Genomic DNA, 25,235 nt, shown 5'->3' on the forward strand with positions numbered 1-25,235 from the left:
GCAGCACTGGAGGGCCCACGGGGTTCGGCGGGAGCTTCCCCGGCATCACGCGCGGCGGAGTCTCCAAGCTGCGAGCCAGCAGCAGCCGATGCGGAAGCGCTTCCAGCAGCACCGGAAGCCGCCCCGGTAGAGCCCCCAAACGGCTCCTCTGCCGCGGCGGAAGCACCGTCGGCAGCGGAAGCGGCCGAGCCCCCGGCCTGCGACCCCGAAGCGTCCCCACCAGAACCAGAGCCCACAACAGCGGAATCCCCAGACAACGAAACGCCCCGCTCAGCGGAAGGCACCTCGCCCACCCCAGCAGGGGCCTCGTCCGAGACGTGCTCCCCGGCCGGATTATCCGGCCGGGGGCGTTCGTCGGGATTCGCGGGAGTGCCCGCTACGTTCGATCCGGGTTCGGGGGGCGTTTCGTCGGTGCCGTTCCCGTGGTCGTTCACGTAACTGACTCCCGGTGTGTCGCTCAGTCTGCCGACGCAGGTGTATCAGATGCGGACGGACGACGGCGACGGCGGCGGCGTGCCGGGCGGTCTCCGGTTTCTCCGGAGTCGGACGTCGTCGCGGGGGTGGCGTTGCCGGCGGAGGTCGCCGGGCCGGTCGCGTCTGCTCCCGAGCGGGTGCGGCGGCGGGTCCGGGGGCGGTCTTCCTGCTGGTCCGAGGCAGTCGACGCGGCGTCGGCGGCTTCGATGGCCGCGGCGGAGCGGGCGCCGCCGCGGGTTCGTTTGCGCGGGGTGCGGTTGCGCTTGCGCGGGGCTTCCTCTTCCGCAGCGGGCGAGGAAGGACCGCTAGCACCGCGACGGCCTCGGCGTTTGCCGCCCAGGTCTTCTTCCTTCTCGGCGGACAGGCCGGCCCGCGTGCGCTTCGACAGCGGCAGGCGGCCCTTCGTACCCTCCGGAATGCCCAGGTCGCTGTACAGGTGCGGCGACGACGAGTACGTCTCCACCGGCTCTGCCAGGTCGAGGTTCAGCGTGTCCGAGATCAGCTTCCAGCGCGGTTCCTCGTCCCAGTCGACGAGCGTGACCGCGACACCGGTGCGGCCCGCGCGGCCGGTGCGGCCGATGCGGTGCACGTAGGTCTTCTCGTCCTCCGGGCACTGGTAGTTGATCACGTGCGTGACGTCGTCGATGTCGATGCCGCGCGCCGCGACGTCCGTGGCGACCAGGACGTCGACCTTGCCCGAGCGGAACGCGCGCAGTGCCTGCTCGCGGGCGCCCTGGCCGAGGTCGCCGTGCACCGCGGCCGCGGCGAAACCGCGTTCCACCAGGTCGTCGGCGATCTTCTGCGCGGTGCGCTTGGTGCGGCTGAAGATCATCGTGAGCCCGCGGCCCTCGGCCTGCAGCGCCCGCGCGATCAGCTCCGTCTTGTCCATCGAGTGCGCCCGGTAGACGAACTGCGAGGTGCGCTCGTGGATCGCGCCGGCGTCGTTCTCCTCGGCCCGGATGTGCGTGGGCTGGTTCAGGAACGTGCGCGCGAGCGTGATGATCGGGCCCGGCATCGTGGCGGAGAACAGCATCGTCTGCCGCTCGTCCGGCACCATCCGGAGGATCCGCTCGATGTCCGGCAGGAAGCCGAGGTCCAGCATCTCGTCGGCCTCGTCCAGGACGAGCCCGCGGATCTTGCCCAGCACCAGGTGCTGCTGCTCGGCGAGGTCGAGAAGCCGTCCCGGCGTGCCGATGACGACGTCGACGCCCTTGCGCAGCGCCTCGATCTGCGGCTCGTACGGCCGCCCGCCGTAGATCGCCAGCGTGCGGATACCGAGGTGCTTCCCGGCACCCTTCAGGTCGTTCGCGACCTGGATGCACAGCTCGCGCGTCGGCACCACGACCAGCACCTGCGGGGTGCCGTCGCCGGGCACCTGGACGCGGTGCAGCAGCGGGACGCCGAAGCCCAGCGTCTTGCCCATGCCGGTGCGGGCCTGGCCGATGAGGTCGTCGCCGGCCATGGCGAGCGGCAGGGTGAGCGCCTGGATGGCGAACGTGTGCTCGATGCCCGCTTCCGCGAGCGCTTTGACGATTTCCGGCTTCACACCGAAGGACTCGAACGTCGGCGCCTCTTCGGTCACCGGGGCACCGGCCTGCAGCGGGTGCGACGTGTCCAGCGCGGCCGGTCCGTTTTCGCTGTGCTCGAGAGCGACAGCGGCGGTGGCCTGCGCGGTTTCGGTCTGTTCGGTTGTGGACTGTTCTGCGGTCAGGGTGATCGCCTCTCTCGTGACCAGCGCGCACAGGCCGGTTGTCACTCGACACTCGACCGGGGGCCTGACTCACGCCGCGGCCTCGTCTGCGGAGGCCTGTGGCGCCGGAGCCGCCCTCCCGGGAATGCCGCTAGGAGGCGTGCACGCACACTTGCGGCGAACCCCGGCCGCCCTGGTGGCACCGGCCGTTCGCCTGGTTCCCGCCGCTGTCGGGGCCCTCGAAAAAGGGCGATCCGGTGCGGCGAAGCTCTGTTTATCCGACCCCACTGTACCTGGTCAGGTGTTTTCCGGGGAATACCGGGAGCGGGCGGCGCGGCGTGGGATCGGTCTCTTCGCGGCGCGGGCCTGCGGTTCGGCGATACCCTCGTCGCCGTGACCGACCCCGCCGAAGCCGCGCCCGCAACCTCCCCGCCCGCGATCAGCGAAGGCGTCGTCGACCTGCTCGGCGTGATCGCCTACCTCGAACTGTCCGCGTTCGACCGGATGGCCGAGGACGCCCGCAGCGCGCCGACGCTGGCCGGCCGCGCCGCGCTCGCCTCGATGGCGGCCGCTGAGATCGGGCACCTCGACCTGCTGACGAAGCATCTCGCGGCGAACGGCGTCGCGGTCGAGGACGCGATGGCCCCGTTCGTGTCGCAAGTGGACGCCTGGCACGGCTCCACCCGGCCGAAGTCGTGGCTGGAGTCGCTGGTCAAGGCGTATGTCGGGGACGGGCTCGCGGCCGATCTCTACCGCGAGATCGCGAACTGGCTCGATCCGGAGACCAAGGACCTGGTGCTGACCGTGCTCGCCGACACCGGGCACTCCGCGTTCGCCGAACGCGAAGTCGCCGCCGGGATCAAGGCCGATCCGAAGGCCCGCGACAAGCTCGCGCTGTGGGGCCGCCGGCTGCTCGGCGAGGCGCTCACCCAGGCCCAGTACGTGGTGGCCGAGCGCGATGGCCTGGCCGAACTGATCGTCGCCGGGTCCGGCGATCTCGCGGGAATCGGCGCGCTGTTCCGCCGGTTGCAGCAAGGGCACACCAAGCGCATGCAGGCGCTGGGGCTGGGCTGAGCGAGTGGTCGCGAATCACCTGCTGGTCGCGCGCCACCGCGGCGGCCCGCTTCGGTTAGCCTTGCCGGGCGTAGTCACAACGAGTTTCCAGCGGAGGTCCCACGTGGAGGTCAAGATCGGCATCAAGGACACGCCGCGCGAGCTGGTGGTGTCCAGTGGCCAGACTCCCGAAGAGGTGGAGAAGCTGGTCGCCGAGGCGCTGACGGCCGGTGACGGGCTCTTCCGCCTCAACGACGAGAAGGGCCGCAAGTACCTGGTCCCGTCCGACCGCATCGCGTACGTCGAGATCGCCCCGTCCGACGTCCGCAAGGTCGGGTTCGGCGTCGGCGACTGATTCAGCCGTACACGCGAAAGGCCGCTCCGGAGCACAGCTTCCGGAGCGGCCTTTTTCGTGGTCAGGCCGTTGCTTCCTCGACCTCGGCCAGTGTTTTCGGGACTGAGAACGGGGGCGTGGACGTGCCGGTGAGCCGGTAGCGGCCCCACGGATCCGGATCGGACAGCTCGCCCTCGGCCGTGTGCTCGCCGACCCGCACCTCGCACGCCTTCTTGCGCCCGCCGACCGCCTCGGCCAGCTTCGGGTTCGCGGCGACGCGGCCGTACCAGTGGTAGTACCCGTCGATCGGCTGGAAATAGCCGCGCAGGTCGAGGTCCGCGGCGATCTCCGCGCCGTCGACGACCAGCGTCGCCGAGCCCGTGTAGCCGTCTTCGTCGCTCATCCGGGGTCCTCTCGTCAGCCGGCCTCGTCGCCGGCGGCGGTGTCGTTCTCGGTGCGTCCGAGCTGGACGACCTTGTTCTCCTCGAGCGGCAGGTTCGGGTCGATCACCACGCCTTGCTGGCGGGTGAGCCCGTCGATCGCCGCCCAGATGATCTGGGTGAGGTACTCGACCACCGAATCGCGGCCCATCGAGCGCCGGTCCAGCCACCATTCGCCGGTGCTCTGGACCATCCCGACGATGCCGTGCGCCCACGGTTCGGCCGCGCCGGAGTCCATGTTGAACATCCGCATGTAGTCGCCGAGCAGGGCGGTCAGCGCGGTCGCGATGACCTCCTTGTCCTCCGCGACGACGTCCGAATCGGTGGTTTTGCCCGGCAGTCCGCCGTGTGCCAGCAAGCGGTACAGGTTCGGGTGTTCCTCGATGACGCCGAAGAACGCGTCGAGCGCCATCCGGATCCGCGGCACCGGCGCGAGTTCCGCGTTGATCGCCGGGATCAGCCGTTCGAAAAGGATCTCCGTGCCGCGCTGGCCGAGTGCGACGTACAGGTCGGCCTTGTCCTCGAAATGCCGGTACAGCACGGGTTTCGTGACGCCCGCTTCCGCGGCGACGTCCTCCATGCCGAGGTCCGGGCCGTGCGCGTCGAGCGCGCGCAGAGCCGCTTCGACGAACTCCGCGCGACGGGCGATGCGGTGCTTGCGCCAGCGATCGCGGCGCGCGTCCCCGGTGCTCGTTTCGGTGTCGGCCGCCTGCTTGCCGGACTGCTTGCTGGAGCGCTTGACACGTTCGATCACGGCGGTCATGCTACCAGAGGTAACTGTTACCACAGGTTACATGTTCTAGGCCACAGAGTCCGTGGGAGCAGGCGGGACGCGGCTTCTCGATTCAACGGCGAGTCAGGCGCTGGAAGGGGCTGATGATGACGCGGACGCTCAAGGTGACCGACCGGGAGGCGACGGCACAGCGGTTGCTGAAGTCGGCGGCGAACAAGTTCTACGACCCGGACGTCGACATCGACTGGGACGCGCCGCTGGTCGAGGGCAAGCGGTACATCCTGCCGGAGCGCTCGTCGCTCTACGGCACCCCGCTGTGGGACCGGCTGAGCCCGGAACAGCGGATCGAGCTGGGCAAGCACGAGATGGCCAGCATCGCGACCACCGGGCTGTGGTTCGAGATCCTCCTGATGCAGATGCTGCTCAAGGAGGTCTACGCACAGGACCCGACGACGGCGCACGCGCAGTTCGCGCTCACCGAGATCGCCGACGAGTGCCGGCACTCCACGATGTTCGCCCGGATGTCCGCGCGGATCGGCTGCCCGACCTACGGTCCGGTGCCGGTGCTGCGGCAGTTCGCGAAGCTGATGCCGACCATTTCCTACGGCCCGGCGCGCTACGGCGCGATCCTGGTCGCCGAGGAGGTGCTCGACCGGCTGCAGCGCGAGCAGATGAACGACGACCAGATCCAGCCGCTGGTCCGGATGGTCAACCGGATCCACGTGCTGGAGGAGGCGCGGCACGTCACCTTCGCCCGCGAGGAAGTCACCCGCGGCATGGCGAAACTCGGCCGCGCGGAGGTCGCCTACCAGCAGTTCAGCATCGCGCTGATCTCGTACTTCGTGACGCGGGCGTTCATCAACCCGAACGTCTACAAGGCGGTCGGGATCCGGCCGCGCGAGGGCGTCGAGACGGCGCTGAACAACCCGCACTGGCGCGCGACGATCGCGTGGGCCGGGGAGAAGATCATGCCGTTCCTGCAGGAGTCCGGTCTGGTCGGGTTGCCAGGGAAACCGTTCTGGCGCAAGTCTTTCCTGTTGCCGGAGGGCAAATGACTACCGCCGACGTACTTTTTCCCGCGGAGGCGAAATGACTACCGTCGAGCGGCTGCGCAATCCGGCTCGTGAGCACCGGTTCGTGACCAGTGACGGCTGTGCGCTGCACGTCGAACTGAGCGGCCCGGCCGATGCCGCGGTGACGCTCGTGCTGGTGCACGGCTGGACGCAGGACCACCGCACGTGGGACGGCGTCATGGACCACCTCGGCCCCGGCGTCCGGACGCTGCGCTACGACCTGCGCGGGCACGGCGGTTCCGCGCCCGCGACCAAGGAAACCGGCACGATTCCGCGGCTGGCCGACGATCTGGCCGAGCTGATCGCCGCGCGCGTGCCGTCGGGTCCGCTGGTGCTCGCCGGGCATTCGATGGGCGGCATGACCATGATGGCGCTGGCCGAACGGCATCCGGAACTGGTCCGGGACCGGGTGGTCGGTGCGGCGTTCGTGGCGACGTCCTCGGGGCAGATGGACCGGATCACGTTGGGGCTGCCCGGAATGGCGGGCCAGTTCTCCGCGCGGTTCGAGCGCAGGCTGGCGAAAGCGTTGTCGCACCGCAAGGGCGAGCGGCTGCCGTTGAGCCCGGCGATGGTGCGTTCGGGCGCGCGGTTCCTCGTGTTCGGGGAGCATCCGCGCCGCGCGGACCTGCGGCTGGTCGCGGATCAGCTGTTGTGCGCGCATCCGGCGAGCCTGGGCGCGTTCCAGGACGCGATTTCGACGCACGACCGCCGCGTCGCGCTGGCGACCTTGCGCGGTACGCCGTCCGTGGTGCTGGCGGGGGAGAAGGACCGGCTTTGCCCGCTGCCGCACGCGAAAGTGATCGCGGACGAGCTGCCGGACGCGGAGTTTGTCCGTTTTCCCGGTGCCGGGCACATGTTGCCGCAGGAGCGGGCGGGCGAGGTCGCGAAACGCATCGGGGCGCTGCTGCGGGTTTCGTGACCCTTCGCGTTCGCGCTCGTACCTGTCTGTCGGCTGTTCCCGGCCGCCCGGCGCTGTCACGCTGGGTGGCTGGGATGTCGCCGACAGACAGGACGGGTGCATGGGGCAGCCGCTGAGCGCGCACGTCAACCGCAGCCTGATGGCGATTTCCCGGCGGGCGGAGAGCGTGGACCGGCACACGCTGGCCAAGACCTTCGTGGTGGCCGGGTCGTTTTCGGCGATGCTGCATTCGGCTGACCACCAGATCTTTTACGGCCGCCGCGGCACCGGGAAAACGCACGCCTTGCTGTATCTGGCCGATCTGGTCGAGGAAACGCACGATGTCGCGGTGTACCTGGATCTCCGCACGATCGGGTCCACCAGCGGACTGTATGCGAATCAGCAGCTGCCGGTGTCGCTTCGAGGCACGCAGCTGCTGGTCGACACGCTGGAAGCGGTGCACGAACAGCTGCTGACCACGGCGATCGAGACGCAGGTGTCCGATCAAGGAGGCTTGCTGCAGGGCCTCGACGAGCTGACCGAGGCGGCGACGACGGTCGAGGTCGTCGGCAATGTCGAGCGGGAGACGACTGTCGGCGGTTCGGCGGAGCAGGCGACCAGCGCCGATGCTTCGGCGTCCTGGGGGCCGGGCGGTCCACGCGGTCGGGTGACGATGTCGGGCAGCAGCCGGCAATCGGTGACGGCCTCGGATCGCCTGCGGCGCACCGGAACCGAGCATCATCAGGTCATTTTCGGGCCGCTCAGCCGGGCGCTGGCCCGGGTCACGGCCGCGTTGGCACCGGCCCGGCTATGGCTGCTGCTGGACGAGTGGAGCTCGATTCCCCTTGAGCTGCAACCGTTGCTGGCGGATCTGCTGCGCCGCAGCGTGCTGCCGACGCGCGGGACGACGGTCAAGATCGCGGCGATCGAACGCCGGTCCCGGTTCCGCGAACCGGGCTGCGACGGCGATTACGTCGGCATCGAGGTCGGCGCGGACGCGGCCTCCGCGGTCAGCTTCGACGACGTGCTCCTGTTCGACCACGGCCGGACCCAGTCGAGACAGTTTTTCGCCGAACTCTTCCTCAATCACGTACGACCGCGGATGCCGATGACCGACGACCCGGCGGAATTCGTGGCCACGGCGTTCAGCCGCACCGCGTTTCCCGAACTCGTGCGCGCGGCCGAGGGCGTGCCCCGCGACGCGATCAACATCGCCGCGCTGGCCGCGCAGCACGCGAATACCGCGACGATCGGGATCCGGCACGTCCGGCAGGCCGCGCAAGATTGGTACCTGCGCGACAAATACGCCGCCATCGCGGGGAACGAACCGGCCTTGACGACGCTTCGCTGGCTGGTGGACGAGGTGGTCGGCCGGCGCCGCTCGCGTACTTTCCTGCTCGAGCACGCCAGCGGCGCACACGACGAGACCATGCGCGATCTGCACGACGCCCGGCTCGTTCACCTGGTACGGCGCGGGATCGTCAACCGCAAGCGGCCGGGAACGCTCTACGACGGGTTCGCCATCGACTACGGCTGTTACGTCGCCTTGTTGTCAGACAGCGAACAACCGTCGCGGCGAAGCAAAGCCGACGCCTGGCTGACCGATCCGCACGGCGCGCTGCCGGACCATCTCGAACAGCTGCTGGTCGAACTGCCCGGAGCGGCGAGATCGGTGCCCCGCCAGCGAAAACCGCGCGAATGAACTAGCGGAGCCGTTCGAGCGCGGCGACGGTGGCCGGGACGTCCTCCCAGATCGGCGAGTGCCCGGTCTCGACGGTGACGAGTTCGCTGTCCGGCAGGTGGTCGACGAGGTGCTGGGCGTCCGCGAGCGTGCGGGCGCGGTCGTGGATTCCGTGCAGCACCGTGACCGGACAGCGGATCGCCGCGAGCCGCGGCGTGAGGTCCAGATCCCGTTGGCTCGTCAGGACTTCCAGCGCGGCTTCGGCCGGGACGCGGGCGGCGTAGTCGAGCAGTTGAGCGCGCAGATCCGGCGGCAGCGGGGCGGCGAAGGACCGGTCGAGGACGGCTGCGTGCAGGTCGGGACCCCATTCGGTGGCGATCGTGGCGAGGATCCGGTCGACGTCGCCGTGACCGCGCATGTGCGCGCCGGTGTTCGCGAGCAGCAGCGCGGAAACCAGGTCCGGCCGGGTGGCCGCGACCGTCGCCGCGACGCAGCCGCCCGTGGAGTGCCCGATCACGGTGACCGGGCCGCCGTGCTGTTCGATGCGGTCGGCGACGCGCGCCGCGATGTCCTCGATCCGCCACGGACCCGGTGCGGTCATCCAGCCGACCGCGTCCAGTCCGCCGGGCAGCGCGGCCGCCAGCGGTGCGTAGATCAGCGGGCTGCACAACGTGCCCGGCACCGCGACCACGCGCACGGGCGTCAGTTGTCCTTGAGCGGGAAACCGCCGCCGATGCCGCGCCACGCGAGGTTCGCGGTGAGCGCCACCGCGTCCTCGCGGCTCATCGACTGGTTGTGCTGCAGCCAGTAGCGCGCGCTGACCTGGCTCATCCCGACCAGGCCGACCGCCAGCAGACGGGCCTTCTCCTCGTCCAGCCCGGCGTCGGAGGTGATCGTCTCGGTGATGGCCTCGACGCTCGCCGAGGTCGCGCGGTCCACCGCCTCCTGCACGGCGGGCTCGCCGCGGAGGTCGGATTCGAAGACCATGCGGAACGCGCCGGCGTCGTTGTTCACGAAGTCGAAGAACGCCCCGACCGTGGCCGGGACGCGCTGGCGGTTGTCCGTGGTGGAGTTCAGCGCGCCCTGCACGCGGCCGACGAGGTCGTCGACGTGGCTTTCCAGCAGCGCGATGTACAGGTCGAGCTTGCCGGGGAAGTGCTGGTAGAGGACCGGTTTGCTGACCCCGGCCTCCTCGGCGATCTCGTCCATCGCCGCCGCGTGGTAGCCGTGCTCGGCGAAGACGCGCTGCGCGGCCGTCAGCAACTGGGCCCGGCGCTCCGTCCGGGGCAACCGGACGCCTCGTTGCAGTCGCGCCATCTCCGTCATTCTTCCTCCGTCCGCAGCCTTCGCCGGGCGGGTTCACCACCGCGTGAAGTGAATCTGACATTACCCGTGGGTACGCCCGAAATGCCAAGGGTCAGGCATCCTGGACCGGTGACCACCACGACCTCCCGCCCCACCGCCGCGGCGGCGGTCCGCCCGCCGGTGACCCAGGTGCCATTGTCGACTACGCCCCTTCCGCCGCTCGACGGGGCGCTGCCTGCCTGGCCGGGAACGGTCGAGGACGGCCTCCACATCCGGCACACGCCCGGTCCGGACGGCACGCCCGCGGTGTACGTGCACGGGCTCGGCGGGTCGTCCACGAACTGGACCGACCTCGCCGCGCTGCTCGCCCCGACCGCGTCCGGACAGGCCGTTGACCTGCCCGGATTCGGCTATTCGGAGCCCGCGGAAGGATTCGCCTACAGCCTCGACGACCACGCCGACGTCATCGCGAGCAGGCTGGAACGGCTCGGCGAGCCGGTGCACCTGCTCGGCAACTCGATGGGCGGCGCGATCTCGCTGCTGGTCGCGGCGCGGCGGCCGGAGCTGGTGAGAACTCTCACCCTGATTTCCCCGGCGATGCCGGACCGCCGCCCGGACCCGCGCCGGCTGTCCGATCCGCTGATGGCGCTGGCCTACCTCCCGGTGGTCGGGGCGCGGGTGCGCCGCCGGATGGCCGGGATGACCGCCCGCGAACGCGCCGCGCAGGTGATCAAGCTGTGCTTCCACGATCCGTCCCGCTTCCCGGACGCCCGGTTGGACGAACTGGTCGAGGAGCACGCCGCGCGCGCCGGGTTCCCGTGGGCACTGGCCGCGATGGAGCGCAGCACGTTCGGCATCTTCCGGCGCTGGACCGCGCTCGGCGCCGCGTCGCTGTGGTCGGTCGCCAAACAGGTCCAGGCCCCGACGCTGGTCGTCTGGGGACTCCACGACCGGGTGATCTCGGTCAAGCGCGCGCTGCGGACCGCGCAGACGATTCCGCACGCCCGGATGCTGGTCCTCCCGCGCACCGGACACGTTGCGCAGATGGAACGTCCGCAGGTGGTGGCCAAGGCCGTGCTGGGTCTGTGGGAGGGCGCGGACAAGGGCTCCTGGTAGCCCGGACGGGGGACCGCGGATCGCCGGGGAGCCCGCCAGTCGCTGCCGGGAAGGTCGCCGTCGTGTGGCACCCTGGGTCGGTGGACCGGCTGAAGCAGGACGCGCGAGCGAAGGACCGGCGGGGCCCGACCGCCGGGTCGGCCCGGCGTTCAGCGTCCTCGGGGTCGGCGGGCTCCGGCGATGCGGAGGCCGACTCTCCGCGCGTCGGCCAGTACCGGCCCGCGCGCAAGCCCGCCCAGCGTGTGGGCGACGACCGGTACCGGCCGGGCGGGCGCCGCACCAGCGCCGAGCCGCTCGCCGCCTCCTGGAAACCCAAGGACGGCGGCTCCGAGAAGCGCCCGGCGCCGAAAAAGAAGCAGTCGCCGTTCGCGCGGTTCGTGAAGACCTACGGCTGGCGCGTGTACGCGCTGCCGATCCTGGCCGTGATCACCGTGCTGGTCGCGGTCAACACCGCCTCCGGCCCGTCCGACGCCGGGGTCGCGGGCAGCAGCGGCGAGGTCGCGTCCGGCGACACGTCCTCGGGCGCGATCGACGGTGGCGGCGGCATCCCGGAGAACCCCGCGCAGCCGGTGAACCTCAACGTGCCCACCGCGGACCTGCCCGCCGGCGGACCCTTCACGCAGACCGGCAAGGGCACCTGGCACGTCGTGCCGGGGTCCAGCGACGTCGTGGGCAAGGGCGGAAAGCTCTACACCTACACCGTCGAGGTCGAGGACGGCATCGATCCGTCGAGCTACGCGGGCGACGACAGCTTCGGCACCGCGGTGCAGGGCATTTTGTCCGATCCGCGCAGCTGGACCTGGAACGGCGAGATCCGGTTGCAGCGGGTCGACGCGAGCTATCCGAACCCGAGTTTCCGGGTGAGCCTCACCACGCCGGACACCACGCACCGGCCGGACGCGTGCGGGTTCCAGATCAAATTCGAGGCCTCGTGCTACCGGCGCAGCATGGGCCGGGTGCTGATCAACCTGTCCCGCTGGGTGCGCGGCGCGAAGGTCTACATGTCCGACATGACCGGGTACCGGCAGTACGCCATCAACCACGAGGTCGGGCACGCGCTGGGCAACAATCACGTGGGCTGCCCCGGAAACGACCAGCCGGCTCCGGTGATGATGCAGCAGTCGTTCGGCGTCGCCGACGACTACGTCGCGATGCTCAACAACATCCCCGGCGGCGACAAGGGCAAGGTCGCGGCGGACCATCGCGTGTGCAAGCCGAACGCGTGGCCGAACCCGACCCCGCCGGGCCAGTAACAACGTCCCACGATCTGAGAGCAGGGAAGTCTCCCTTGCGGGCGGGCGTTGAACATACTGGGATCGACTACGCGACCCGCGCGAGTATGGAGGACCCGATGTCAGACACGGCACTGCCGCCGCTCGTCGAGCCGGCAGCCGAGCTCACCAAGGAAGAGGTGGCCCGGTACAGCCGTCACCTGATCATCCCGGACGTCGGGGTGGTCGGGCAGAAGCGGTTGAAGAACGCGAAGGTCCTGGTCATCGGTGCGGGCGGCCTCGGAAGTCCGGCGCTGCTGTACCTGGCGGCCGCCGGCGTGGGCACGCTCGGCATCATCGACTTCGACGTCGTCGACGAATCCAACCTGCAGCGCCAGGTGATCCACGGCCAGTCCGACCTCGGCAAGCTCAAGGCCGCGTCGGCGCAGGAATCGATCGCCGAGATCAACCCGCTGGTGAAGGTGCACCTGCACACCGAGCGCCTGGAATCGGCGAACGCGCTGGAGATCTTCAACCAGTACGACCTGATCCTCGACGGCACGGACAACTTCGCCACGCGCTACCTGGTCAACGACGCGGCGGTGCTGGCCGGCAAGCCGTACGTGTGGGGTTCGATCTTCCGGTTCGAAGGCCAGGTGAGCGTCTTCTGGGAGGACGCCCCGAACGGCAAGGGCCTCAACTACCGGGACCTCTACCCCGAGCCGCCGCCCCCCGGCATGGTCCCGTCCTGCTCCGAAGGCGGCGTACTGGGCGTGCTGTGCGCGTCGATCGGCTCGATCATGGTGACCGAGGCGATCAAGCTCATCACCGGCATCGGAGAGCCGCTCCTCGGACGGTTGATCTCCTATGACGCGCTGGAGATGAAGTACCGCGAGGTCAAGATCCGCAAGGACCCGGAGACCCCGAAGATCACCGAACTGATCGACTACGAAGCCTTCTGCGGCGTCGTGTCGGACGAAGCCGCCTCGGCCGCCTCGGGCAGCACGCTGACCCCGGCGGAACTGAAGGCCAAGTTCGACGCGGGCGAGGACTTCGCCCTGATCGACGTCCGCGAACCGCACGAGTACGAGATCGTCAACATCAAGGGCGCCACGCTGATCCCGAAGGACCGCATCCTGTCCGGCGAGGCATTGGCGGAGTTGCCGCAGGACAAGCCCATCGTCCTGCACTGCAAGTCCGGCGCCCGCTCGGCCGAGGCACTGGCCGCGCTGCACGCAGCAGGCTTCAAGGACGCCACCCACCTAGGCGGCGGAGTCCTGGCCTGGGCACGGCAGATCGACCCGAGCCTGCCGACTTACTGAGCACCGTTTGGCCGTGAAGGGCTCCTTGAGGGACTTAGATTCCCTGAAGGAGCCCTTCACGGCTTGTTGGCGTACGTGAGGGCCACCCTGAGGGAATCTGATTCCCTGGGGGTTCCCCTCACGACTCGCGATGGTCCGTGAGGGACCCCTTCACGGACTTGGATTCCCTCAAGGAGCCCTTCACGGCGCGCCCGCTCGCTCTCGCACGCGGAGCGTGCCCGTGTCCGCCCGCTGCTTGCCGCGCGCCTGCTCGGGATGCTGCCCCAATGCGGCATTGGGTGCGTCCCGCGCACCGAACGCCACATTGGGTGCGTCGCATGCACCCAATGCCACATTGGGGCGCAAGCCCCACATCACGAGAAACCGCCGCCGATGCACCCAACGAGCGAGGCACCCAGCCCTCCCCCGCACCCCGATACGAAGCTCTCCTGCGGTCTGAGGGTGCTTGTCAAGGCATCTTTCCCGCCTTGACAAGCACCCTCAGACCGTCAGCACAATCAAGCTTCGGGGTGCCCACCGCACCCTCAAAAAAGCAATGTCGCCGCCAGGCGACGAGCCGACAGAGGACCAGCGAGTCTCCCCCATAATCCGACCACCCCCGGGGTAACCTCCCCCTTTGTGCGGTCAACCCTCGAACGCCCCTCCGAACGCGTCTGCAACGCGTTCGGCAGCGACGCCGACGCCATCACCCTCCTCCCGGACTCCGAAACCTGGCACGCCGGCGACGTGGTCTTCAAACGCGTCACCGACCGCTCCCAAGCCCTCTGGACCGCCCGAGCCCTGGACTTCGCCGAGGACCCCGGCCTCCGCATCGCCAAACCGGTCCGCTCACGAGACGGCCGCTGGATCGTCGGGGACTGGTCAGCCTGGCGCTACCTCCCCGGCACCGCCGAACACCGCTGTGACGAAGCGGTTCTCGCCGCGGTACGCCTCCACCGGACAACCGCCGACCTCCCCCGGCCGGACTTCCTCTCCGCCCGCGACGACATCGACGCGGTAGCCGACCGGATCGCCTGGGAAGAACTAGACCGCCCGCTGTCGGAGGAAAAAGGCGGCCGCTGGTTCGAAATCCTCGCCCCGGCTCGCCGTCCGATCAAGCTCCCGCACCAGGTCGCGCACGGCGAACTCCTGGCCGGCCTGCTCTTCGATGGTGACGAAGCCCCCGGCGTAGTCGATTTCGTCCCGTACTACCGCCCAGGCGAATGGGGTGCCGCGATCGCCGCGGTCGACTCGCTGATCTGGGGCGGCGCGACCGGAGCTCTCCTGGAGCGCTGGGCCCACCTCCCCGAATGGCCTCAGCTCCTGCTGCGCGCCATCCTCTTCCGCCTCGCCTCGCACGCACTCGACCCCAGGTCCACGAACGCCGCGTTGGACGGCCTGCGCGCGGCGGCCCGCGAGGTCAGCGCGATCCTCTGACTCACTGCGCGCCTCCGCCATGACGGCGGGCAATGTCAACTGCCCGAAACATTCCGGCACGTCGAGGTAACACAGCGTCCTTACCGTCGGGTCATCGCCGACCCGAGGAGCGCCTGTGCCGCACGTCGACACACATTGCCCGTACTGCGCCCTGCAGTGCGGGATGCGCCTGGATGAGACCCGGGTCACCCCAAGGAACTTCCCGGTCAACGCGGGCGGCCTGTGCCAGAAAGGCTGGACCGCCGGCGCCCTGCTGGAATCCGGCGCACGCCTGACCTCGCCGCTGCTCCGCCGAGACGGCGAACTGCAGCCGGTTTCCTGGGGCGAGGCACTGGATTTCGTCGCGGACCGACTGCTTGCCTCGCGCCGGGAACACGGTGCGGATTCGGTCGCCGTGTTCGGCGGCGGCGGGCTTACGAACGAAAAGGCCTACCTGCTCGGGAAATTCGCCCGGGTCGCGCTCGGAACGTCGCAAATCGACTACAACGGCCGATTCTGCATGTCCTCCGCCGCCGCGGCCGGGATGCGCGCGTTCGGTGTGGACCGCGGGCTCCCGTTCCCGGTAACCGATCTTGCGAACGCGGACGTCGTCCTGATCGCCGGGGCGAACCCGGCCGAGACGATGCCGCCGTTCATGCAGCACCTGGAAAGCGCGGAACTGATCGTCATCGACCCGCGCCGCACGCCGACCGCCGAGCGTGCTGCCCTGCACCTCGCCCCGGCGCCAGGAACCGATCTTGCGCTGGCGTTGGGAATTCTCCACGCGGTCGTCGCCGAAGGACACCTGGACAAGTCCTATGTGGATCTTCGGACGTCCGGATTCGACGAAATGTGGCGTATCGCCGCGACGTGGTGGCCGGAACGGGTCGAGCGGGTCACCGGGGTCTCGGCCGCCGACCAGCGGCAGGCCGCGGAAATGCTGGCCCGGGCTGGCAACGCGTATGTGCTCACCGGGCGCGGGACTGAACAGCACGCGTCCGGAACCGCGACGGTCGGCGGGTGGATCAATCTCGCCCTCGCACTCGGTTTGCCTGGGCGTGCGGGATCTGGCTTCGGGTGTCTGACCGGACAAGGCAACGGCCAGGGCGGGCGCGAGCACGGGCAGAAAGCGGATCAGCTGCCGGGCTATCGCAAGATCGACGACCCGGCGGCGCGTGCGCATGTTGCCCAGGTTTGGGGTGTGCAGCCGGAAAGCTTGCCGGGACCGGGGCGTTCCGCCGTCGAGCTGCTCGACGCGCTGGGCGATTCAATCAAGGCCCTGCTGGTGTTCGGAAGCAATCCGGTGGTGTCGGCTCCGCGCTCGTCCCGGGTGCAGGAACGGTTGGCCGGACTGGATCTTCTCGTGGTGGCGGACTTTGTCCTCTCGGAAACCGCGGAGCTGGCCGACGTGGTGTTCCCGGTCCCGCAGTGGGCCGAAGAGGAGGGCACGTTGACCAACCTCGAAGGCCGAGTCCTCTTGCGACAAAGGTCGATTGAGCCGCCGGACGGAGTACGCAGCGATCTGTCGCTGTTGCGGGATCTCGCGGTCCGAATTGGACAGCCTGCGGAAAGGTTTCCGGACGACGCGGTGGAGGTCTTCGAGGAGCTGCGAGTCGCGTCGAAGGGTGGAGCCGCGGACTACTCCGGGGTGACTTACCAACGGCTGCGTTCCGGGGAAGCATTGCACTGGCCGGTGCTGGACGAGACACACCCGGGCACGCCGCAAATGTTCCTCGACGGATTCGCGCATCCAGACGGCCGGGCACGGTTCGCCGAGGTTGACCACAGTGGACCCGCGGAACTGCCGGACGAGGTTTTTCCGTTGCAGGCAACGACTGGACGAGTTTTGCAGCACTACCAATCCGGTGCGCAGACTCGCCGGATCGCGGAGTTGACGGCGGTCGTGCCGGAGGCGTTCGTCGAGGTGCATCCGGATACCGCGGCGCGGTCCGGGTTGGCCGACGGCGACCACGCGGTGGTGCGGTCGCGGCGCGGGGAGACCGTCGCGCTGGTGCGGTGTGTGCCGTCGATGCGGGCGGACCTCGTCTTCCTGCCGTTCCACTTTCCCGGTGCGGCGCGGGCGAATCTGGTGACCAACCCGGCGCTGGACCCGGTGAGCCGGATGCCGGAGTTCAAGGTGTGCGCGGTGTCGTTGGCGAGGGCGGAAGCATGAGCGCGCGGAACGTCGTCGTCATCGGATACGGGATGGCCGGAGCCCGGCTCGCGGACGAGATCCGGCGGCGCGATCCGGAAGGCGACCGGGTACGGCTGACCGTGCTCGGCGAGGAGGCGCATCCGGCCTACAACCGCGTGCTGCTGTCCACTGTGGTCGCTGGCGGGATGAGCCCGGACACGGTGCGGCTGCACGATTCCGAGTGGGCCGCGCAGACGCGAGTCGATTTGCGGCTCGGAACGCGGGTGACGCGGATCGACCCGATGCGCCGGGTTGTCTGCACCGAAGACGAGGATTTCCCTTACGACGCGGTCGTCCTCGCGACCGGAGCCGCGCCCTGGCTGCCGCCGGTCGAAGGGCTCGAACTCGGACCGGAGGTCGTGGCGTTCCGCACGCTGGACGACTGCGCGCGCATCGTGGACGCCGCACGGCCAGGCGCGCCGGTCGCGGTGCTCGGCGGCGGGTTGCTTGGCTTGGAAGCCGCACGAGGGCTGGCCGGGCGCGGAGTGAACGTGACGGTGGTGCATCCGCAGCCGCATGTGCTGGAACGGCAGCTGGATTCCGGCGCTGGCCGGGTGCTGGCGCGGCGGTTAGCGGAGCTCGGCGTCACGTTCCGCTTCGAAGTGACGGCCGCCCGGCACCTGCCCGGAGACGGGCTCAAACTCGATGACGGCAGCTTCGTTCCCGCTGACCTGGTGGTCGTCGCGGCGGGGGTGCGTCCGGAGACGTCGCTCGCCGAAGCCGCCGGGCTCGAGGTGGACCGCGGAATCCTGGTGGACGATCTACTCCGGACCAGCGACGGCCGGATCCACGCACTGGGCGACTGCGCTCGACACCCGGGTGCGCCGCCGGGATTGGTGCAGCCCGCGTGGGAACAGGCCGCGGTGCTCGCGGACCTGCTCACCGGCTCAGACGCCACGGCGCGCTATCGCGGCACCCGCACGGTGACCCGGCTCAAGGCCCGCGGCATCGACCTCGCCGCGCTCGGCGAAACGCAGGTGACCAGCGAGGACGCCGCCGCCGAGGTCGTGACCTTCGACGATCCGTCCGGCGGCAGGTACGGCAAGCTCGTCGTCCGCGGCGACCGCGTGACCGGTGCGATTCTGCTCGGCTTGCCGGACGCGGCGGCGACCGTGACGCAGCTGCACGACCGAGGCACGCCGGTCCCCGGAGACCGGCTCGCGGTGCTGCTCGGCCGTGCGCTGCCCGCAGGTGCGCCAACGGCGGCGAGCCCAGCGGATCTTCCTTCGTCCACAGTGATCTGCCGCTGCAACGCGGTGACCAAAGGCCGGCTGATCGAAGCCTGGCGGGGTGGCGCCACCGACGCTGCCGCACTCGCCCGCACCACCCGCGCCACCACGGGATGCGGCAGCTGCCGCGACACGGTCGGCGCGGTCGCGGACTGGCTGGCCGCGCAATGACCGCGCCCCGTAACGAGGAGGACGCCATGACCCGCCGTTGGATCGAGCACTGGGATCCCGAGGACGACGAGTTCTGGGAATCGACCGGCAAGCGCGTCGCCCGGCGCAATCTGTGGTTTTCCGTGTTCTCCGAGCACATCGGCTTCTCGATCTGGACACTGTGGTCGGTCGTGGTGCTGTTCATGGGCCCGGCCTACGGGTTCAGCGCGGCGGACAAATTCCTGCTCGTCTCCACCCCGACGGTGGTCGGCGCGATCATGCGGATCCCGTACACCTTCGCGGTGGCGCGCTTCGGCGGTCGCAATTGGACGGTCATCAGCGCGGTGCTGCTGCTCATTCCGACCGTGCTGACCGCCATCGTGCTGCACCCGGGTACCTCGCTGGGCACGTTCGTGCTGATGGCCGCGCTCGGCGGCGTCGGCGGCGGCAACTTCGCTTCGTCGATGACGAACATCAACACCTTCTATCCCGAACGGCACAAGGGCTGGGCACTCGGGTTGAACGCCGGCGGCGGAAACCTCGGTGTCGCGGTGATCCAGCTCGTCGGACTTCTCGTCATCGGCACCGCTGGTGCGACCGCGCCGCGATTGGTGCTCTACATCTACCTTCCCCTGATCGTCATCGCCGCCACCTGCGCCGCGTTGTTCATGGACAACTTGGCCAGCGTTCGCGGGGACACCAAAGCCATGCGCGAGGTAGTCCGTTATGGACACACCTGGGTCATGTCGCTGCTGTACGTCGGCACGTTCGGTTCCTTCATCGGCTACAGCTTCGCCTTCGGTTTGGTGCTGCAGAACCAGTTCGGCCGGTCACCGTTGCAGGCGGCCGCGGTGACGTTCCTCGGTCCGCTGCTGGGTTCGCTGTCGAGGCCGATCGGCGGGTGGCTGTCAGACCGCATCGGCGGCGGCCGCGTCACCTTCGCGACGTTCGGCGCGATGGCGTTGGCGACCGTGGTGCTGGTGCTGGCTTCCTCGGCGGACTCGCTGGCGACATTTACCGCCGCGTTCATCGTTTTGTTCGTGCTCACCGGAATCGGCAACGGATCGACGTACAAGATGATCCCGGCGATCTTCCAGGTCAAGGCGCGAGCAGCGATTCAGGCTGGTGCGGACGAGGCGACGGAATTGCGCAACGCGCGTCGACTGTCCGGTGCGTTGATCGGATTGGCCGGTGCGATCGGTGCGCTGGGCGGGTTGTTCATCAACCTCGCGTTCCGGCAGTCGTTCGCTGACGCGCACAGCGGCGTTCCGGCGTTCGTCGGCTTCTTGGTCTTCTACGCGGTGTGCGTGGGTGTGACGTGGTTCGGCTACCTGCGCAAGCCGGCGGTGCGCGCGCAGGTGGCGTTGGCAGGAGCGGAGGTCTGAAATGCCTACAGTGGTGGTTGCCGGGCACGGCATGGTCGCGCACCGGTTCGTGGAGGCACTTCGTGCGGCCGACAAGGCGGGCGAGTGGCGGGTCGTCGTCTTCGGCGAGGAGAACCGTCCCGCTTACGACCGGGTCGCGCTTACCTCCTATGTGGACAGCTGGGATCCGGCGGCATTGGCGTTGCCAGGATCGGACTACGCGGACGACGACACGGTCGATCTTCGCCTTGGCGAAGTGGTCGTGTCGGTGGATCGCGAAGCCAAGACGGTGACGACGGCTTCCGGACAGGTCGAGTCGTACGACTCGCTGGTGCTGGCGACCGGTTCGCGTCCGTTCGTGCCGCCGGTGCCGGGGCGGGATCTGCCTGGCGTATTCGTGTACCGGACGATCGAGGACCTCGACGCGATTCGGGCCGCGGCTGAACGGCAGGGTCGTGGCCGTCGGGCAGCGATGGTGATCGGCGGCGGTCTCCTCGGGCTTGAGGCAGCGAAAGCCTTGCGTGACATGGGTTTGTCGCCGCACGTGGTGGAGATGGCACCGCGGCTGATGCCGTTGCAGGTCGACGATGGCGGCGGCGGCCTGTTGCGTCGGCTCATCACCAACCTCGACGTGACTGTCCACACCGGAACCTCGACGGATGCGATCGAAGCGGACGGTACGCGGTTGCTGGCTCGGTTGGGCAACGGCACCGAGCTGGACGTCGACTTGGTGGTCTTCTCCGCCGGGGTCCGTCCTCGGGACGACTTGGCTCGCGAGTCCGGTTTGGACGTTGGCGAGCGCGGCGGCGTGCTGGTCGACGCGACGTGCCGGACCAGCGATTCGTCGGTGTACGCGATCGGCGAGTGCGCGGCGGTCGAGGGCCGGGTGTACGGCATCGTCGCGCCGGGATACGCGATGGCTGAGGTGGTCGCGGCGCAGCTCACCGGCACGACGGCGAGCTTCCCCGAGCCGGACACCGCGACGAAGCTGAAGCTGATGGGCGTGGACGTCGCCAGTTTCGGCGACGCGCACGCGGCCACCGAAGGAGCACTGGAAGTCGCGGTGAACGACGCCGTGGCCGGGACGTACAAGAAGCTGGTGGTCACCGACGACGGCCGGACGCTGCTCGGCGGGGTTCTGGTCGGCGACGCGGCGGAGTACAACACGCTGCGGGCGTTGGTCGGGCGTCCGCTGCCCGCCGACCCGGGCGCGTTGCTCGCCCCGGCCGGCGGCGGTGCGGCGGTCGGCGTGGACGCGTTGCCGGACGAGGCGCAGGTCTGTTCGTGCAACGGGGTTTCCAAGGGCGCGCTGACCCGGGCGATCACTGAGGACGGTTGTGATTCGGTCGGGAAGCTGAAGGCGTGCACGCGCGCGGGAACGTCGTGCGGCTCGTGCGTGCCGATGCTGGCGAAGCTGCTGAACGCGTGCGGTGTCGAGCAGTCGAAGGCATTGTGCGAACACTTCACGCAGTCTCGTGCGGAGCTGTTCGAGATCATCCGTGCGACGCAAATGACGACGTTCAGCGAGGTAGTGAGCCGCTACGGCACCGGGACGGGGTGCGCGGTGTGCAAGCCCGCGGTCGCGTCGATCCTGGCGACGCTGGGCAACGGGCACATTCTCGGCGGCGAGCAGGCGGCGCTGCAGGACACCAACGACCGGTTCCTGGCGAACATGCAGCGCAACGGCAGCTATTCGGTGGTGCCGCGGATTCCCGGCGGCGAGATCACGCCGGAGAAACTGATGGTGATCGCCCAGGTCGCGCAGGATTTCGGGCTGTACACGAAGATCACCGGCGGACAGCGGATCGACCTGTTCGGGGCCACGGTGGACCAGCTGCCGGACATCTGGCGGCGACTGGTCGACGCGGGCTTCGAGTCCGGGCACGCGTACGGAAAGTCGTTGCGGACAGTCAAATCCTGTGTCGGCTCGACCTGGTGCCGCTACGGCGTGCAGGACAGCGTGGGGCTGGCGATCGATCTGGAGCTGCGGTATCGCGGATTGCGGTCACCGCACAAGATCAAGGCCGGAGTATCCGGTTGTGCGCGTGAATGTGCCGAAGCGCGCGGCAAGGACTTCGGCGTGATCGCCACCGAACACGGATGGAACCTTTACGTCGGCGGCAATGGCGGAGCGACGCCACGACACGCAGAACTGCTCGTGTCTGATGTGGACACCGAGACGCTGGTGCGCACGATTGACCGGTTCCTGATGTTCTACGTGCGCACGGCGGATCGGTTGCAGCGCACGGCACCGTGGATCGAAGAGCTCGACGGCGGCCTCGACCACCTGCGTGCGGTGATCGTGGACGACAGCCTCGGCATCTGCGAGGACCTGGACGCGGCGATGGCGAAACACATCGAGGGTTACACCGACGAATGGCGAGGAGTGTTGGAGGATCCGGACAAGCTGGCGCGGTTCAGTTCGTTCGTGAACGCGCCGGGGACGCCGGACCCGTCGATCTCGTTCCGTGCGGAGCGGGAGCAGAAGATCCCGGTGCTGCTGGGAGTTCCGGAGGTGCGGCGATGACCATGACTTCATCCTGGACCGCGGTGTGCGCGGCGGCGGAGATTCCGGAGTTCTCCGGAGCGGCGGCGCTGATCGACGGCCACCAGGTCGCGGTGTTCCATGCCGGCGACGGCTGGTACGCACTGTCCAATTGGGACCCGTGCAGCGGCGCGGCGGTGCTGTCGCGCGGGATCGTCGGCGACGCCGGGGGAGAGCCGGTGGTCGCGTCGCCGGTCTACAAGGAACGGTTCTCGCTTCGCAGCGGCGCGTGTCTCGACGCGGAAGGCGTTTCGGTGCCGGTGTATCCGGTTCGCGTACGGGACGGGGTGATCGAGGTGGGCTCGCCGTGACGGACGTCCGGCCGTTGGCCGGGTTCACGGTGGGAATCACGGCAGCGCGCCGAGCTGAAGAGCTGGGCGCGCTGCTCGTGCGCCAGGGTGCGGCCGTCCGGTACGGACCGGCGATCCGGATCGTGCCGCTGGCCGACGACACCGAACTGCACGCGGCGACGATGCGGTTGCTGGAGTCCTCAGTGGACATCGTGGTGGCGACGACCGGGATCGGCTTCCGCGGCTGGATCGAGGCCGCGGAAGGCTGGGGTCTCGGCGAAAAGGTGCTGGAGCATCTATCGAGCGCCTCGTTGCTCACTCGCGGTCCGAAGGCGGCCGGAGCGGTGCGGACGGCCGGGTTGGCGGAGGACTACTCGCCCGCGTCGGAGAGCAGTGCGGAGCTGTTGCAGTACCTCACGCAGTCCGGAGTGGACGGACGACGGATCGCGCTGCAGTTGCACGGCGAGCCATTGCCGTACTTCGCGGAGACTCTTCGGCAGGCGGGGGCCGAGGTGATCGAGATCCCGGTGTACCGCTGGGTGGCTCCGGCCGATCCGGGACCGTTGGACCGGCTGTTGGACGCGGTCCTGGAAGGCACGATCGACGCGTTGCCGTTCACGAGTGCGCCCGCTGCCGCGTCCACTGTCGCGATGGCGCGGCGGACCGGTCGGCTTGCCGCGTTGATCGAGGTGTTGAGCACCCGCGTGGTCGTGGCGTGCGTGGGCCCGATCGCGGCCGCGCCGCTCGCTTCGCTCGGCATTCCGACCGTCCAACCGAGACGGTCGCGGATCGGAGCGCTGGCGAGAACGGTCGCGGACGCCTTGGTCACCGCCTCGCCGACGCTGTATGCCGCCGGACATGTGTTGCAGATCCGCGGGACTGGCGCGCTGGTGGACGGCGAATGGCGCGAGATCGCTCCGGCCCCGATGGCGCTTCTGCGTGCGCTCGCGCGACAGCCCGGCCGGGTGGTCGCGCGCCGGGAGTTGTCCGCTGAGCTTCCGTCCGGCGGCGAGGCGCACGCGGTGGAGACGGCGATCGGCCGGTTGCGGACGTCTCTCGGCGGTGCCGGTGTGGTGCAGACGGTGGTCAAGCGGGGGTATCGGCTGGCAGTGAATCCCGGCGACACCCCAGCGTCGATCGGCTAGCCTCGGCACGGTGCGGATGGTCCCGATTCCGCCGGGAACGGTGACGCTCACCGACCGGCGGACAGAACGCAGTTGGACAGTCGACGTGCCCGCTTTCGAGCTTGGCGCGTTCCCGGTCACCCGGGCGCAATACGACGGCGGCGATGGTCTCCCCGCTGTCGAGGTGTCCTGGCTGGACGCGGTGCGGTTCTGCAACACACTGTCCGAACGGGACGGACTGGCACCGGCGTATCGCCTTGACGGCGGAGAAGTGGCGTGGGATCGGTCCGCGTCCGGCTACCGGCTGCCTACTGAAGCCGAATGGGAACACGCGTGCCGCGCGGGAACTGAGGGACCGAGGTACGGCGACCTGGACGAGATCGCTTGGTACGAAGGCAACTCCGGCGGTCGGCTGCATCTGCCTGGCGAGAAACGTCCGAACGCGTGGGGTGTTCACGATTTTCTTGGCAACACGTGGGACTGGTGCTGGGATCTCTACGATCCGGCGGTCTACGGCGAGTACCGGGTGCTCAAGGGCGGCGGCTGGGCGGACGAGCACTGGAGCGTCCGGGTGTCGGTGCGTCGGCGGAGCCACCCGACGTTCCGGGTGGACGACGTCGGCTTTCGCGTCGCGCGGTCCAGTTAGGACTGCGCGGAGTCCCACCAGGACAGAATGCGGGTGCCGTACAACGTGAGCCACTTCGAAGGTTCACCGGCCGGGACGTCGACCTCGAACCACATGTCCCCGGGCAATCGGCCGTCCTGCAGCCAAGTTCCGTCTGGTTGCCGGGCGGCGCGAACCCGTTCCACGGCGTCGGCGAGGCGCGGGTCGGGCGGAATGTCGTCCACGATGGCGGCTTCGCGGAAGTATTCGAGGGCGTTGATCGCGCTGTAGTGCCACCGCGTCGGGTACCCGAAGTGGTCGACCCAGGGAGCCACCTGTTCGCCGGTCGAAAGCCGATAGAGCAGACGACGCTTCAGCAGGTACTCCTCACCGGCGCGGCGGGCGGCGTGCGTCTCGTCGGTACCGCCGGTCGCGATGTCGTAGGCGAGCAAGCCTTTCACCGCGTTCAGCGTCGAGTGGAAGGACGAGCGCTTCGAGTCCTCGACCCATTCGCAGTTCCAGCCGCCGTCGGCCATCTGGTGCTCGGTGAACCAGTGGGCGAGCCCGGAGACGTCGACGCCGAGCCAGCCGCCGTTCGCGATCGTCCAGGCGTTGATGCAGACGTCGACCTCGCCGCCCCAGTACGGTAAATCGTCGTATTCCCACCGGGAATTCTCCGCGAGCAATTCTGCGGTGCGATTGGCGCGCAAGACCGCGGGATCCATTCCCCATTCCCGCAGCATGTTGAGCGACCAGGTGGTGGCTGTCCACGGCTGCCCGGTATCGGGACCGGGCGTGAATTGCGCCGGGAAGTAAGCACCGCCCGCCCACTGACCGTCCGGGTCCTGCCGGGCGAGGAGCTGCGCGCCGAAGCCCTCGGTCGCGATCTTGTGCCGGGTGGCCGTCCAGACCTCGGGCGGCGCGTCCGCCAAGTCCCGTTCGACCTGCCAGCGCAGCGTCGGGTCTGAGTCGAGCAGCCATTTCAGCACGTCAGAAACTGTAGCCCGCCG

Annotated in this window: 22 protein-coding genes; 16 read left to right on the plus strand and 6 right to left on the minus strand. The window is 69.2% G+C overall.

Going from position 1 to position 25,235, the window contains the following annotated elements; all coding sequences use genetic code 11:
- Positions 1 to 457: 457 nt before the first annotated feature.
- On the minus strand, positions 458 to 2,056 hold the full coding sequence (locus EIZ45_RS33655; protein WP_167756635.1) for a DEAD/DEAH box helicase: 1,599 nt from the start codon (positions 2,054 to 2,056) through the stop codon (positions 458 to 460).
- A gap of 501 nt (positions 2,057 to 2,557) precedes the next feature.
- Between EIZ45_RS33655 and EIZ45_RS33660 the strand changes: the two genes are divergently transcribed.
- Positions 2,558 to 3,238, plus strand: coding sequence for a ferritin-like fold-containing protein (locus tag EIZ45_RS33660; protein WP_199817816.1), 681 nt, complete (start codon positions 2,558 to 2,560; stop codon positions 3,236 to 3,238).
- 103 nt (positions 3,239 to 3,341) lie between these two features.
- Positions 3,342 to 3,572 (plus strand): DUF3107 domain-containing protein, encoded by a 231-nt coding sequence (locus tag EIZ45_RS33665; protein WP_009072973.1) that lies wholly within the window; start codon positions 3,342 to 3,344, stop codon positions 3,570 to 3,572.
- Positions 3,573 to 3,633: 61 nt separating this feature from the next.
- Here EIZ45_RS33665 and EIZ45_RS33670 read toward each other — a convergent pair whose 3' ends face one another.
- Both EIZ45_RS33670 and EIZ45_RS33675 read right to left on the minus strand, forming a co-directional pair.
- Positions 3,634 to 3,954 (minus strand): DUF4873 domain-containing protein, encoded by a 321-nt coding sequence (locus tag EIZ45_RS33670; protein WP_134668945.1) that lies wholly within the window; start codon positions 3,952 to 3,954, stop codon positions 3,634 to 3,636.
- Between the two features lie 14 nt (positions 3,955 to 3,968).
- A complete protein-coding gene (locus EIZ45_RS33675; protein WP_037815860.1) occupies positions 3,969 to 4,754 on the minus strand; it encodes a TetR/AcrR family transcriptional regulator in 786 nt (261 codons plus the stop codon).
- 116 nt (positions 4,755 to 4,870) lie between these two features.
- On the opposite strand from EIZ45_RS33675, the gene EIZ45_RS33680 reads away from it, so the two are divergent.
- The 3 genes from EIZ45_RS33680 (at position 4,871) to EIZ45_RS33690 (ending at position 8,397) form a co-directional block, all read left to right on the plus strand.
- The gene (locus EIZ45_RS33680) at positions 4,871 to 5,779 is read left to right on the plus strand and encodes a diiron oxygenase (protein WP_037816391.1); all 909 of its coding nucleotides are present in this window, start codon (positions 4,871 to 4,873) and stop codon (positions 5,777 to 5,779) included.
- Between the two features lie 34 nt (positions 5,780 to 5,813).
- Complete coding sequence (locus EIZ45_RS33685) at positions 5,814 to 6,716, plus strand: alpha/beta fold hydrolase (RefSeq protein ID WP_037815858.1); 903 nt, start codon at positions 5,814 to 5,816, stop codon at positions 6,714 to 6,716.
- A gap of 100 nt (positions 6,717 to 6,816) precedes the next feature.
- The gene (locus tag EIZ45_RS33690; protein WP_134668943.1) at positions 6,817 to 8,397 is read left to right on the plus strand and encodes a hypothetical protein; all 1,581 of its coding nucleotides are present in this window, start codon (positions 6,817 to 6,819) and stop codon (positions 8,395 to 8,397) included.
- 1 nt (position 8,398) lies between these two features.
- Here EIZ45_RS33690 and EIZ45_RS33695 read toward each other — a convergent pair whose 3' ends face one another.
- Together EIZ45_RS33695 and EIZ45_RS33700 are read right to left on the minus strand one after the other, a co-directional pair.
- On the minus strand, positions 8,399 to 9,073 hold the full coding sequence (locus EIZ45_RS33695) for an alpha/beta fold hydrolase (protein WP_240690912.1): 675 nt from the start codon (positions 9,071 to 9,073) through the stop codon (positions 8,399 to 8,401).
- A 5-nt stretch (positions 9,074 to 9,078) separates the two neighbouring features.
- Entirely contained in the window at positions 9,079 to 9,702 is a 624-nt protein-coding gene (locus tag EIZ45_RS33700) for a TetR/AcrR family transcriptional regulator (RefSeq protein ID WP_009072985.1), read from the minus strand.
- Positions 9,703 to 9,810: 108 nt separating this feature from the next.
- On the opposite strand from EIZ45_RS33700, the gene EIZ45_RS33705 reads away from it, so the two are divergent.
- The 11 genes from EIZ45_RS33705 (at position 9,811) to EIZ45_RS33760 (ending at position 24,267) form a co-directional block, all read left to right on the plus strand.
- Positions 9,811 to 10,797, plus strand: coding sequence for an alpha/beta hydrolase (locus tag EIZ45_RS33705; RefSeq protein ID WP_134668940.1), 987 nt, complete (start codon positions 9,811 to 9,813; stop codon positions 10,795 to 10,797).
- An 80-nt stretch (positions 10,798 to 10,877) separates the two neighbouring features.
- Positions 10,878 to 12,050 (plus strand): DUF3152 domain-containing protein, encoded by a 1,173-nt coding sequence (locus EIZ45_RS33710; protein WP_037815856.1) that lies wholly within the window; start codon positions 10,878 to 10,880, stop codon positions 12,048 to 12,050.
- Positions 12,051 to 12,148: 98 nt separating this feature from the next.
- The gene (moeZ, locus tag EIZ45_RS33715) at positions 12,149 to 13,330 is read left to right on the plus strand and encodes an adenylyltransferase/sulfurtransferase MoeZ (protein ID WP_037816386.1); all 1,182 of its coding nucleotides are present in this window, start codon (positions 12,149 to 12,151) and stop codon (positions 13,328 to 13,330) included.
- A gap of 618 nt (positions 13,331 to 13,948) precedes the next feature.
- A complete protein-coding gene (locus EIZ45_RS33725; RefSeq protein WP_043836923.1) occupies positions 13,949 to 14,746 on the plus strand; it encodes a TIGR02569 family protein in 798 nt (265 codons plus the stop codon).
- A gap of 115 nt (positions 14,747 to 14,861) precedes the next feature.
- Entirely contained in the window at positions 14,862 to 16,898 is a 2,037-nt protein-coding gene (locus tag EIZ45_RS33730) for a molybdopterin oxidoreductase family protein (protein WP_134668936.1), read from the plus strand.
- Positions 16,895 to 18,319: an FAD-dependent oxidoreductase gene (locus EIZ45_RS33735; RefSeq protein ID WP_134668933.1), complete on the plus strand. Its 1,425-nt coding sequence runs from the start codon at positions 16,895 to 16,897 to the stop codon at positions 18,317 to 18,319. The genes EIZ45_RS33730 and EIZ45_RS33735 overlap by 4 nt, the downstream gene beginning before the upstream one ends.
- A gap of 26 nt (positions 18,320 to 18,345) precedes the next feature.
- On the plus strand, positions 18,346 to 19,683 hold the full coding sequence (locus EIZ45_RS33740; protein WP_240690911.1) for a NarK/NasA family nitrate transporter: 1,338 nt from the start codon (positions 18,346 to 18,348) through the stop codon (positions 19,681 to 19,683).
- Between the two features lies 1 nt (position 19,684).
- Positions 19,685 to 22,189 (plus strand): nitrite reductase large subunit NirB, encoded by a 2,505-nt coding sequence (gene nirB / locus EIZ45_RS33745; RefSeq protein ID WP_134668928.1) that lies wholly within the window; start codon positions 19,685 to 19,687, stop codon positions 22,187 to 22,189.
- Positions 22,186 to 22,518 carry a nitrite reductase small subunit NirD gene (gene nirD, locus EIZ45_RS33750; protein WP_370318216.1) on the plus strand — a complete coding sequence of 111 codons (333 nt, stop codon included), beginning with the start codon at positions 22,186 to 22,188 and terminating at the stop codon, positions 22,516 to 22,518. The genes nirB and nirD overlap by 4 nt, the downstream gene beginning before the upstream one ends.
- Complete coding sequence (locus EIZ45_RS33755; protein WP_134668926.1) at positions 22,515 to 23,642, plus strand: uroporphyrinogen-III synthase; 1,128 nt, start codon at positions 22,515 to 22,517, stop codon at positions 23,640 to 23,642. Before nirD ends, EIZ45_RS33755 begins: the two co-directional genes overlap by 4 nt.
- Before the next feature lie 10 nt (positions 23,643 to 23,652).
- On the plus strand, positions 23,653 to 24,267 hold the full coding sequence (locus tag EIZ45_RS33760; RefSeq protein WP_205670272.1) for an SUMF1/EgtB/PvdO family nonheme iron enzyme: 615 nt from the start codon (positions 23,653 to 23,655) through the stop codon (positions 24,265 to 24,267).
- Here the strand turns inward: EIZ45_RS33760 and EIZ45_RS33765 are convergent.
- Positions 24,264 to 25,214 carry a squalene cyclase gene (locus tag EIZ45_RS33765; protein WP_134668924.1) on the minus strand — a complete coding sequence of 317 codons (951 nt, stop codon included), beginning with the start codon at positions 25,212 to 25,214 and terminating at the stop codon, positions 24,264 to 24,266. The two genes, EIZ45_RS33760 and EIZ45_RS33765, sit on opposite strands and share 4 nt — an antisense overlap.
- Between the last annotated feature and the right edge of the window lie 21 nt (positions 25,215 to 25,235).

The sequence above is a fragment of the Amycolatopsis sp. CFH S0740 genome (assembly GCF_004522315.1).
Taxonomy (GTDB): domain Bacteria; phylum Actinomycetota; class Actinomycetes; order Mycobacteriales; family Pseudonocardiaceae; genus Amycolatopsis; species Amycolatopsis nivea.